General features: G+C 72.1%; 9 protein-coding genes, 1 tRNA gene and 1 pseudogene. 5 read left to right on the top strand and 6 right to left on the bottom strand.

Annotated features, from left to right (window positions below):
- Window positions 1–51: 51 nt before the first annotated feature.
- The 4 genes from ABZ484_RS18250 to ABZ484_RS18265 all read left to right on the top strand — a co-directional run bounded on the left by ABZ484_RS18250 (window position 52) and on the right by ABZ484_RS18265 (window position 5,105).
- Window positions 52–456, top strand: coding sequence for a PPOX class F420-dependent oxidoreductase (locus tag ABZ484_RS18250; RefSeq protein WP_358866901.1), 405 nt, complete (start codon window positions 52–54; stop codon window positions 454–456).
- A 160-nt stretch (window positions 457–616) separates the two neighbouring features.
- A complete protein-coding gene (cysS, locus tag ABZ484_RS18255) occupies window positions 617–2,017 on the top strand; it encodes a cysteine--tRNA ligase (RefSeq protein ID WP_358866902.1) in 1,401 nt (466 codons plus the stop codon).
- A gap of 128 nt (window positions 2,018–2,145) precedes the next feature.
- Complete coding sequence (rlmB, locus tag ABZ484_RS18260; RefSeq protein ID WP_358866903.1) at window positions 2,146–3,084, top strand: 23S rRNA (guanosine(2251)-2'-O)-methyltransferase RlmB; 939 nt, start codon at window positions 2,146–2,148, stop codon at window positions 3,082–3,084.
- A 152-nt stretch (window positions 3,085–3,236) separates the two neighbouring features.
- Window positions 3,237–5,105 carry a DoxX family membrane protein gene (locus tag ABZ484_RS18265; protein ID WP_358866904.1) on the top strand — a complete coding sequence of 623 codons (1,869 nt, stop codon included), beginning with the start codon at window positions 3,237–3,239 and terminating at the stop codon, window positions 5,103–5,105.
- 95 nt (window positions 5,106–5,200) lie between these two features.
- On the opposite strand, the gene ABZ484_RS18270 is transcribed toward ABZ484_RS18265, so the two are convergent.
- From ABZ484_RS18270 to msiK, 3 genes are all read right to left on the bottom strand, one after another.
- Window positions 5,201–5,929, bottom strand: coding sequence for a nucleotidyltransferase family protein (locus ABZ484_RS18270; RefSeq protein ID WP_358866905.1), 729 nt, complete (start codon window positions 5,927–5,929; stop codon window positions 5,201–5,203).
- A gap of 448 nt (window positions 5,930–6,377) precedes the next feature.
- Window positions 6,378–6,827, bottom strand: a complete 450-nt coding sequence (locus tag ABZ484_RS18275) for a hypothetical protein (protein ID WP_358866906.1) — start codon at window positions 6,825–6,827, stop codon at window positions 6,378–6,380.
- Window positions 6,828–7,079: 252 nt separating this feature from the next.
- The gene (gene msiK / locus ABZ484_RS18280) at window positions 7,080–8,216 is read right to left on the bottom strand and encodes a diacetylchitobiose ABC transporter ATP-binding protein MsiK (RefSeq protein WP_358866907.1); all 1,137 of its coding nucleotides are present in this window, start codon (window positions 8,214–8,216) and stop codon (window positions 7,080–7,082) included.
- 250 nt (window positions 8,217–8,466) lie between these two features.
- Here msiK and ABZ484_RS18285 point away from each other — a divergent pair.
- A tRNA-Thr gene (locus ABZ484_RS18285) sits at window positions 8,467–8,540 on the top strand.
- Window positions 8,541–8,765: 225 nt separating this feature from the next.
- Here ABZ484_RS18285 and ABZ484_RS18290 read toward each other — a convergent pair.
- The 3 genes and pseudogenes from ABZ484_RS18290 to ABZ484_RS18300 all read right to left on the bottom strand — a co-directional run.
- Window positions 8,766–9,095 (bottom strand): annotated as a pseudogene (locus tag ABZ484_RS18290) (methyltransferase domain-containing protein); the annotation flags it as partial.
- A gap of 157 nt (window positions 9,096–9,252) precedes the next feature.
- On the bottom strand, window positions 9,253–9,804 hold the full coding sequence (locus ABZ484_RS18295) for a gluconokinase (RefSeq protein ID WP_358866908.1): 552 nt from the start codon (window positions 9,802–9,804) through the stop codon (window positions 9,253–9,255).
- A partial coding sequence (locus ABZ484_RS18300) for a glucose-6-phosphate dehydrogenase (RefSeq protein WP_358866909.1) occupies window positions 9,794–10,894 on the bottom strand: 1,101 nt, incomplete at its 5' end. The genes ABZ484_RS18300 and ABZ484_RS18295, both read right to left, overlap by 11 nt.

Consider the following 10,894-nt stretch of genomic DNA (forward strand, 5'->3'; position numbering starts at 1 on the left):
GTACCCGCAGAGTCACAGCGACGACACTGACCGAGGTCACGGAGGTACCCCATGCCCGCCGTCCTGTCCGACCGGCTCAAGTCCCTGCTCGACGGTCCCGTCTTCATCGTCCTCGGCACCGTCCAGCCCGACGGCAGCCCGCAGCTGTCCCCGGTGTGGGTGAAACGGGACGGCGAGGACCTCCTCGTCTCCACCACCGTCGACCGCCGCAAGAAGAAGAACCTCGACCGGGACGCGCGGGTCAGCATCGTCGTCCAGGACCCTCAGTCGCCCTACGAGTACGCCGAGATCCGCGGCACCGCCGAGCTGACCACGGAGGGCGGCCAGGACCTCATCGACGAGCTGAGCCTGAAGTACAGCGGCAAGAAGTACGCCGAGTTCAACCCGGCGTCCTCGCAGGACGCGGAGCGGGTGATCGTCCGGGTCTCGCCGCGGAAGGTGGTCGGGAGTCTGTGACGCCGCTCGCCGGGGTGGGTCACGAAGGCCCCTCGCCGGCGGGTCACGGACGGCCTTCGGCGGTGGGGCACGGGCGTCCTTCGCCGGGGTGGGTCACAAAAGCGCGGCCTTGGGGGCAAGGGGGCGCGAGGCACTGCCCCCGGCCCACTACCCTGGAGTGGTGACTATTCGCCTGTACGACACCAGCGCCCGGCAGATCCGTGACTTCACCCCGCTCAAGCCGGGTTGCGTCTCGATCTACCTGTGTGGCGCCACCGTGCAGGCGGCCCCGCACATCGGGCACATCCGGTCGGGGCTGAACTTCGACATCATGCGCCGCTGGTTCACCTACCGCGGCTACGACGTCACGTTCGTCCGCAACGTCACCGACATCGACGACAAGATCATCAACAAGGCCGCCGAGCAGGGCCGCCCCTGGTGGTCCATCGGGTACGCCAACGAGCGCGCCTTCGACGACGGCTACACCGCGCTCGGCTGCCTGCCGCCCACCTACGAGCCCCGCGCCACCGGTCACATCACCGAGATGACCGAGATGATGCGCGGGCTCATCGAGCGCGGGCACGCCTACGAGGCCGACGGCAGCGTCTACTTCGACGTCCGCTCCTGGCCCTCCTACCTGGAGCTGTCCAAGCAGGACCTGGACGAGCTGCGCCAGCCCGCCGAGGAGGGCATCACCGGCAAGCGGGACCCGCGCGACTTCGCCATGTGGAAGGCCGCCAAGCCCGGCGAGCCCGACTGGGAGACGCCGTGGGGACGCGGGCGCCCCGGCTGGCACCTGGAGTGCTCGGCCATGGCGCACAAGTACCTCGGCTCCGCCTTCGACATCCACGGCGGCGGCCTGGACCTGGTCTTCCCGCACCATGAGAACGAGATCGCCCAGGCCAAGGCCTACGGCGACGACTTCGCCCGGTACTGGGTGCACAACGCCTGGGTCACCATGAGCGGCGAGAAGATGTCCAAGTCGCTGGGCAACTCGGTGCTCGTCTCCGAGATGGTCAAGCAGTGGCGGCCCATCGTGCTCAGGTACTACCTCGGCACGCCCCACTACCGCTCGACCATCGAGTACAGCGAGGACGCGCTGCGCGAGGCCGAGTCCGCGTTCGCCCGGATCGAGGGCTTCATGCAGCGCGTGGTGGAGAAGGCCGGCCCGGTGGAGCCGTCCGCGCAGGTGCCGCCCGCCTTCGCCGAGGCGATGGACGACGACCTGGGCGTCCCGCAGGCGCTCGCGGTCGTCCACACCACCGTCCGGCAGGGCAACAGCGCGCTGGCCGCCGACGACAAGGAGGCCGCCGTGGCCCGGCTCGCCGAGGTGCGGGCCATGCTCGGCGTCCTCGGCCTCGACCCGCTCGACGAGCACTGGGCCGGCGAGGACGGCGACCGCGGCGAGGACCTGCACGGGGTGGTCGACTCCCTGGTCCGCATGGTGCTGGACCAGCGCGAGGCCGCCCGCTCCCGCAAGGACTGGGCGACGGCGGACGCCATCCGCGACCAGCTCAACCAGTCCGGACTGGTCATCGAGGACAGCCCGCAGGGTCCCCGCTGGAGCCTTGGCCCCCGCTGAGCCGACCGGGGCCGGTGGGGCACCGGCCAAGAGCCGGGGAAGATCGACTGTGCCGCCCGGCCGTCCGGGCGGCACACTTCATAGACGTACGTACGCGAGTTCGACAAGTTCGAAGAGACAGGTAGGTCATGGCCGCGAACAACCGCCGCATGTCCGGCAAGAAGGGCGCGCAGGTCGGCAGCGGCGGCAAGCGGCGCCGGGGCCTGGAGGGCAAGGGCCCCACGCCCCCCGCCGAGATGCGCAAGGGACACGCCAAGCAGCGCGCCGCCCAGGCGAAGTCCCGCCGCGCCCAGGGGCGCCCGCAGCGCCGCGGTGCCGGCAAGTCGTCCGCCGAGCTGGTCGTCGGCCGCAACCCGGTCGTCGAGGCGCTGCGCGAGGGCGTGCCCGCCACCACGCTGTACGTCCAGCAGTTCATCGACAACGACGAGCGCGTCCGCGAGGCGCTTCAGCTCGCGGCCGAGCGCGGCGGCATCAACCTCATGGAGGCGCCGCGCCCCGAGCTGGACCGGATGACGAACGGGCTCAACCACCAGGGCCTCGTCCTCCAGGTCCCGCCGTACGAGTACGCCCACCCCGAGGACCTGGCCGACGCCGCCGCCGACGCCGGCGAGGACCCGCTGATCGTCGCCCTCGACGGGGTGACCGACCCGCGCAACCTCGGCGCGGTCGTCCGTTCCGTCTCCGCCTTCGGCGGCCACGGCGTGGTCGTCCCCGAGCGGCGCGCGGCCGGCATGACCGCGGGCGCCTGGAAGACCTCCGCCGGTACGGCCGCCCGTACGCCCGTGGCCCGCGCCACCAACCTCACGCGCGCCCTGGAGGCGTACAAGAAGGCGGGTGTCACGGTCGTCGGCCTGGCCGCGGACGGCGAGGCCGAACTGGGCGACCTGGACGCCCTGGAGGGACCCGTCGTCATCGTCGTCGGCAGCGAGGGCAAGGGCCTGTCCCGGCTCGTCGGCGAGACCTGTGACGTCCGGGTGCGGATCCCGATGCCGGGCGGGGCGGAGTCGCTGAACGCCGGTGTGGCGGCCGGGATCGTGCTCTACGAGGCGGCGCGCCGGCGCGGGTGAGTGAGGGCCGGCCTCCGGCCGATAGCGGAGGTCGAACAAAGGTCCGTGTATTCACCCGCTCGGGTAAAACCGGGCGTTCGGCGCAACCTTGACGCGGCCCGGACAGATCCGACGGGTCACGGCAGTGTCCTAACTCCTCGTCACTCGGTTAGATGAGTGTGGACACCAGAACACCCCGCACACCCACGGGGGACCGCTCGTCGGGATACGACGACGCTCCCGCGCTGAGCATGGTGAAGGTGCCGAGCGATCCGGCGCAGGTCATCGTCACTCACGCGAGCTTCCGCGTGCAGTTGGGCGCCGCCTCGCGGCGCACCCGGTCCCTGCGGATCGCCCCGCACCTGAGCGCCACCGACAACACCGCCCACATGCCGGTCGTCGGCGCGGCGGGCCGGGCCCAGGGTGCGCCCCAGCGTCGCCCGGTCGTCTGGAGCGGCAGGTCCGCTCCCGACGACACCGGCGCCCACCGGCTGCTCCAGGCCGTGCGCAGCGGCAGCGTGCGGCACGCCGAGGAGCCCTCCGCCGACCCCGGAGCCACCCAGGTCATCCCGCGCATCGACCCCGCACCCGGCTACGGTCCGGGCGCGGACGCCTACGACGACCTCGACCGGACGGTGGAGACCCCCGTCGTCGGCGCCCCGCGCGGCCCCGAACCCGGCGAGACCCGGCTGCTGCCGCACATGCGGCCCGCCGGCGGCGCGTACGAGGAGTCCGCGTACGGCGAAGCGGCGTACGGCCGCACCGGGTACGCGGAGCCGGGCGCCGGCTCACCGCCCCACGACCACTCGGCGTACGCCCGACCGCCGTACGGCCGACCGCCCTACGACCCCGACGACTTCGCGAACGACGGCCACCCGGACGCCGGCTTCGCTGAGGACGGCCTCGCGGACTTCCGCCCCGGTGACCACGGCGCATACGGCGCCCACGACGACTACGACGCCCCGGCCGCCTCGGACGAGCACCGACGCGGCAGGCGGCACGGCGGCGACGACCCGGCACGCCACGCCTACTACCCGGGCCGCCGGATGAACCTCGGCGTCGTCCTGCTCCCGCTGCGCATCTTCCTCGGCTTCGTCTCCGTCTACGCCGGCATGGGCAAGCTGTGCGACCCGCTCTACTTCGACGGCGGCAAACGCGGCTCCATGGTCAAGTGGCTCAACGCGCTGCACCCTTGGGAAGTGGCCGAGCCGCTGCGCCAGTTCGCCCTCCAGCACCCCGTCGGCTCCGGCCTGGTCATCGCCTTCCTCCAGGTCATCGTCGGTGTCCTGACCGTCCTGGGCTGCTGGCAGCGGGTCGCCGCGGTGGTCGGGGCACTGCTCTCGGCCGCCCTGATCGTCACGGTCAGCTGGCGGACCGTACCCGTCTACGACGCCCCGGACATCATCTACCTCGCCGCCTGGTCCCCACTGATCATCGCCGGCGCCCCCGTGTACTCCGTCGACGGCCGGCTCGCCGCCTCCGCCTGGCGGCGGCTCGGCCCGCGCTCCGACATCTGGGCGCTGCGCCGGTTCGTGCTGCGCCGCGGCGCCCTGCTCACGGTGCTCATCACCGGCCTCACCCTGCTCGTCGGCTCGCTGCTCGGCGGTGCGGTGCGCGACGCCGACCGCGTGGTCGTGCCCGGGCCCGGTCAGGCCCCGCGCAACGAACTGCCCGGCTCGCCGCTCCCCGACCGGTCCGGCGACCGGCAGCGGAACCAGAAATCCCCGTCGGCCTCGACCTCACCGAGCCACCGGGGCGCGTCGGCGGGCCCCTCCGGCAGCCCCGCGACGACACCGGGCAGGACCCGGGAGAGCGGCACCGCCACCGGCGGCTCCCCCAGCCAGACCCAGGGCACCGCCGGCCAGGCACCGCCACGCCGCTCCTCCCCGGTGCAGCAGGCGCCCAGCACCAGCTCGGGCCCGACCTCCGGGGGCACCACGACCGGCGGCGCGGGTTCGGCCGGCGGTTCCGGCTCGGGCGGCTCCGACGGCGGCGGCTCCTCCTCCGGGCAGCCGGGCCTGGTGGGCGGCCTGCTCGGCTGACCCGGTCCCGCACCCGGACGACCGACGGACCGACGGACCGACGAGGAGGGCCCCGCACCATCACGGTGCGGGGCCCTTCCTCGTGGCTCACGAGATCACCTCGGAGCGCCCAGCTCCTTCGCGGCCTCCGTCAGGTCCTTCGCGGTGTCGATGGCACGCCAGTAGGCGCCCTGCGGAATCGGGAACCCGGCCAGCCGGTGCTCGCGGGCCAGCCGCGGGAACGTGGTGCGCTCGTGGTCGCCGCGCTCCGGGAGCAGTCCGGCGAACTCGGGCGAGAAGACGTAGACGCCCGCGTTGACCTCGACGGTCGACGGCGGGGCCTCGATGAAGTCCGTGATGTGGCCGAAGCCGTCCGTCTGCACGGCGCCCCACGGAAGGCGCGGGCGGGCCAGCGCGAGGGTCGCGACCGCGTCCCGCTCGGTGTGGAAGTCCGCCATGTCCCGCAGCGAGAAACGGGTCCAGATGTCGCCGTTGGTGGCGTACCAGGGCCTCTCCGGGTGCGGGAGATGAGCGGCGGCGAACCGCAGACCGCCGCCGCGGCCGAGCGGCTCGGACTCCACGACGGTGGTCACCTTGACGGGCAGCGTCGCCGACTTCAGCCACTCCTGAAGTACCTCGGCGAGATGGCCGCAGGAGACCACCACGTCCGTGACGCCCTCCTCGGCGAGCCAGGCGAGCTGGTGGCCGATGATCGGGGTGCCCGTGCCGGGGATCTCGACCATCGGCTTGGGCCGGTCGTCGGTGTAGGGGCGCAGCCGGGACCCCTGGCCACCGGCCAGGACCACGGCTTGAGTGGGGCGGGACGCCGCATTCGGATGGGTCATGCCCGAACTGTACGTCCCACCCCACCACGCGACCGACGGCCCCGGGGGCGGAGCGCAGGACCCGGACGGGCCGAGCGGCGGGAAGGGCCTCGGCCCGTCCGGGAAGCGAGGCGTCCCGTGCGCGGCGCACCCACGGTGGACGAGGACCGTACGAGCCCCGCCCCCCACGAGCATCACCTCGTCGGCCGACGAGGAGGACCCGGACGGCCGGGCCCGGCGAGCAGCGAGGCGTTGCATGAGGCCCCTGCGCGGGGCACCCTGCGCGAGCCCTGCGCAACGCCCGGCGCGAGGCCCTGCGGAGGCGAGCCGGCACGGGCTCGGGGTGCCGGACCGGCCCGAGCACAGCCGCCTCAACCGGGACCGCCCGGTGACCGCCCGGTGCCCGTGCGGCGGACCCGGTTGAGGCGGCTGGGGCGGCAGAGCCGCCCCGTGCCGTCGTCCTCCCGGCTCAGCTGTGGGCTGTCAGGACGCCGGAGGCGAAGGAGGTGTCGCAGACGGGGCGGGCGTAGGACTGGGCGCGGGACGGGCCGTAGATGCGGACCGCCGCGCGGCCGAGGGTGCGCGCGATCGAGGCGCAGTGCCGGGCGAGCGACGGGCGGCCGTTGACCGCCTCCTGGAGGTGGGTCAGCGCGACGCCCGGGTTCTTCTGCTGCAACTCGGTCAGCAGCTGGTCGCGCAGCACGTCCTGCGGGGCGCGGGCGTGTCCGGCGACCTCGGCCGCGGACGCGTCGGACGCGGTGAGCACCGAGTTCGAGGGGTTCCCCGACCAGTTGACTCGGGTGACCGCGAGGGTCCCGGAGAGCACCAGGACGACGGGCAGGACGAGGGCGAGGGTGCGGCCGATCCGGCGGGCGGGGCCCCGGCCGCGTCGCGTGGGTTGGGTGGTGGAGTGCTTCACGCGAGGGAGCGTATCGCTCGGTAATGATTTGGCGACATTTAGTCACCTCTTCGAGGGACAGGGGCAGCCCTTTTTCCGGGTGGCATGTTGACGCACACTGATCGAAATGTCCTGTGCGCCGGGGTATTTCGGGGACGACGAGAAGGGCCCCGCGGCAGGTCGCGGGGCCCTTCTCGTCAACAGTCGTCAACCGGGGTGAATCGCCCGGGGTCGTCCCGAGGTTTCAGCCGGAAGGCGGCAGCTTCGGCGGCGTCAGTCGGAGAGCCGCTCGCCCGTCGAGGTCGAGAACACGTGGGTCTCGCCCGGCCGCGGCACGACGTGCAGCGTGGAGCCCTTCTCCGGGACCGAACGGCTGCTGACGCGGACGACCAGGTCCCTCCGCTCGCCGCCGACCTCGACGGTGCCGTAGACGTAGCCGTCGGCGCCGGTCTCCTCGACCACGTTCACGGAGACGGCGAGGCCGGCCGGGGCGTCCGCGCTGTCCTTCGACAGGGACGCGGCGGCGCCGCCGTTCAGCTCGACGACGTCGAAGTGCTCGGGGCGCACACCCACGGTCACCGTGCGGTCACCCTTGTCGGCGGCGGCCTTGAGGGCGTCCCGGTTGACCGGCACCACGCTGTTGCCGAACTTCACACCGCCGTCGGTGATCGGCACCTCGATCAGGTTCATGGCGGGCGAGCCGATGAAGCCGGCGACGAAGAGGTTGGCCGGCTTGTCGTACATGTTGCGCGGCGAGTCGACCTGCTGGAGCAGACCGTCCTTGAGGACCGCCACCCGGTCGCCCATCGTCATGGCCTCGACCTGGTCGTGGGTGACGTAGACGGTGGTGATGCCGAGACGGCGCTGGAGCGAGGCGATCTGCGTACGGGTCGAGACGCGGAGCTTCGCGTCCAGGTTGGACAGCGGCTCGTCCATGAGGAAGACCTGCGGCTCACGCACGATGGCGCGGCCCATGGCGACACGCTGGCGCTGACCACCGGAGAGCGCCTTCGGCTTGCGGTCCAGGTACTCCGTGAGGTCGAGGATCTTCGCGGCCTCCTCGACCTTCTGCCGGATCTCCGCCTTGTTGACGCCGGCGATCTTGAGCGCGAAGCCCATGTTGTCGGCGACGGTCATGTGCGGGTACAGCGCGTAGTTCTGGAACACCATGGCGATGTCCCGGTCCTTCGGCGGCAGGTGGGTGACGTCGCGGTCACCGATCCGGATGGCACCGCCGTTCACGTCCTCGAGCCCCGCGAGCATCCGGAGCGAGGTGGACTTGCCACAACCGGACGGACCGACCAGGACGAGGAACTCGCCGTCCGCGATGTCGATGTCGAGACCGTCGACGGCGGGCTTGGTGGAACCCGGGTAGATCCGGGTCGCCTTGTCGAACGTAACTGTGGCCATGGTGAATGGGCCCCCTTCTACCGGCAGGAACGTGCCGGACGATCCGTTGTAGGAAGGTGGTGCCACTACGGGTGTTTCCGCGTGGTTCCGTTGTGGTGTAGTCCACACAGGTGAACTGGCACAGGACGGTACCTGGCGTTCACCTGGTCTGTCAGCACTTGAGGGCCTGTGAACTTCGCGGAAATTTTCGACGGGCCCGCAGCGGGACGTGGGTACACTGCACAGACACGCACGCGGTAGACGCGTACGGGCCTCCTTAGCTCAGCTGGTCAGAGCGCCGCTCTTGTAAAGCGAAGGTCGTCGGTTCGAATCCGACAGGGGGCTCTCATCCTGAGCAGCGCAAATGCCCCGGCCGATGATCGGTCCGGGGCGTTCGGCATCCACGGAGCCCGGTACGGGCGAGACCCCGGTGCGTCCGTGCAGGTCGGGGCGTTCGCTGTGGTGGGCTGTCCGGAGTCCGTAGGTGTTGCCCAGCTCGACCGTCTCGGCGGCGGAGACGTCGAACATGTGACGGCCCTCCGGGACGGGGCCGTGACGGAGGCTCACGAAGAAGAGGTCGCCGGGTATCAGGAGAGCGGCGATCCTGGCCATCGCTCGGCGGCGTTCCCCGGTGTCCAGGCGCATCCACACCGCGGTGGCGAAGACCGCGTCGAACCGGCCGTGGCTCAGAGCCAGGTCCGGAAGGGTGTCGTCGACCCAGTCGATGGCGCTGTCCTGATGGATCCGCTGTCCATGGTCCCGCAGCTGCGGAGTCGGCTCGACGGCGACGACGTGGTGTCCGCGGGCCGCCGGCGCGGCGGCGTCGCGCCCGGTTCCCGCGCCCACGTCGAGGATGCGGCCGGGTTCGACCGGGACCAACGGCAGTACGGCGCTGTGCACCGCCTCGAAGGTGACGTCCTCGTACTGAACGGCCAGCGCGTCCGCCCCCCGTTTCCCGATCCCGCTGCGTGCCGCTCTCCGACCGCCCGTGTGCTTCAGGCCGCCCGGGTGCTCTCCGGGTACCGCAGGACCGCCAGGACGCGCCGGTGGCCCGGTGTCACGGCTGTCGCGCCAGCAGGTCCGCGGCCAGGCCGGCGAGGGTGCCGGGAGCGGGTGTCGTGTCGAGTTCGGCTCCCCGCTCGTCCGGTTCCAGGGGTTCGAGCGTGGCGAGCTGTGATGCGAGGAGCGAGGGCGGCATGAAGTGGCCGGTGCGCCGGCCGAGGCGGTCCGCGAGTAGCTCCCGGGCGGCCGTCAGGTGCAGGAAGAACGCGCTCGGGCAGGCTGCTCGCAGGGTGTCCCGGTAGCGTCGCCTGAGCGCGGAGCATGCGACCACCGCGCCGGTGCCCGCCGCGTCGCGTTCGTGCAGCCAGCGGCCGATGGACTCCAGCCAGGTCCGGCGGTCGGTGTCGTCGAGCGGTGTGCCGGCGGACATCTTGGCGATGCCGGCCGGGGAGTGGAAGTCGTCGCCGTCCGCGAAGGGGACGTTCAGCCTCTTGGCGAGCAGGCGGGCCACCGTTGTCTTGCCGACGCCCGCGACGCCTGTGACGACGACGCACGGGGGTCGGCGACGCTCGGCGCCGGGAGCCGTCCTACTGCTGTCAGGCCGCATCGTCCGGTGTCGCTTCGGGATGCAACAGGGCGCTGCGCGGCCGTTGTTCGCCTTCGTGCGGCCGGGGAGGCGGCCCGTCGGAGCCGGCCGGGTACTCCTGCAACGGGACGAGGTCCCTCTTCCATGCGTCCAGGACCGGTGTCAGGACCCGCCATGCCTGCTCGGCCTCGTCGCCGCGGAGGGACAGGGCCGGGTCGCCCCTCATGACGTCCAGGAGGAGCCGGCCGTAGGCGGGCAGGGCGGGTGGTTCCATCCGCGCGGTCAGCGAGAGCGGGGTGAGGGCCTGGGCGCGTGAGCCGATGCCGGTCATGTCGAGGGTCATGCCTTCCGGCTCCAGCCCGAAGCGCAGCACGTTGGGCAGGGCCTCTCCTTCGTGGCCGAAGGGCAGGTGCGGGACGGGGCGGAAGCGCACCGCGACTTCTTTGCGGTCCTGTCCGAGGGCCTTGCCGCTGCGCAGCCGGAACGTCGTCCCGGACCAGCGCCAGCTGTCGAGTTCCAGTTCGACCTCGGCGAAGGTCTCGGTGTGCCGCCGGGGGTTCACGCCCTCTTCGTCGACGTACGCGGGGACGGTGTGGTCGCCGGTCCGGCCGGACAGGTAGCGCGCGCGGCGGGTGCGGTGCGTGATGTCGTAGTCGGTGAGGAGCCGTACGGAGCGCAGTACGTCGACCTTCCGGTCGCGCAGGTCCCGCTCGCCGAGGGTGATCGGGGGTTCCATGGCCACGAGGCACAGCAGTTGCAGCAGGTGGTTCTGCACCATGTCCTTGAGCGCGCCGACGCCGTCGTAGTAGCCGGCCCGGCCCTCCAGGGCGAGGGTCTCGTCCCAGACGATCTCCACTTCCGCGATGTGGGTGCTGTTCCAGAGGGGTTCCAGGACGCGGTTGGCGAGGCGGCTGCCGAGCACGTTCTGGACGGTCGTCATGGCGAGGAAGTGGTCGACCCGGAACACCGCCTGTTCGGGGACGAGTCCGGTGAGCAGCAGGTTGAGCTCCTGTGCGCTCGCCAGGTCTTCGCCGAACGGCTTCTCCAGGACGATCCGGCTGCCCGGCGGCAGGCCGGCGTCGTGCAGGGCGGTGACCAGGTGCGGGAAGAG

Source organism: Streptomyces sp. NPDC006393, assembly GCF_040628575.1.
GTDB lineage: Bacteria > Actinomycetota > Actinomycetes > Streptomycetales > Streptomycetaceae > Streptomyces.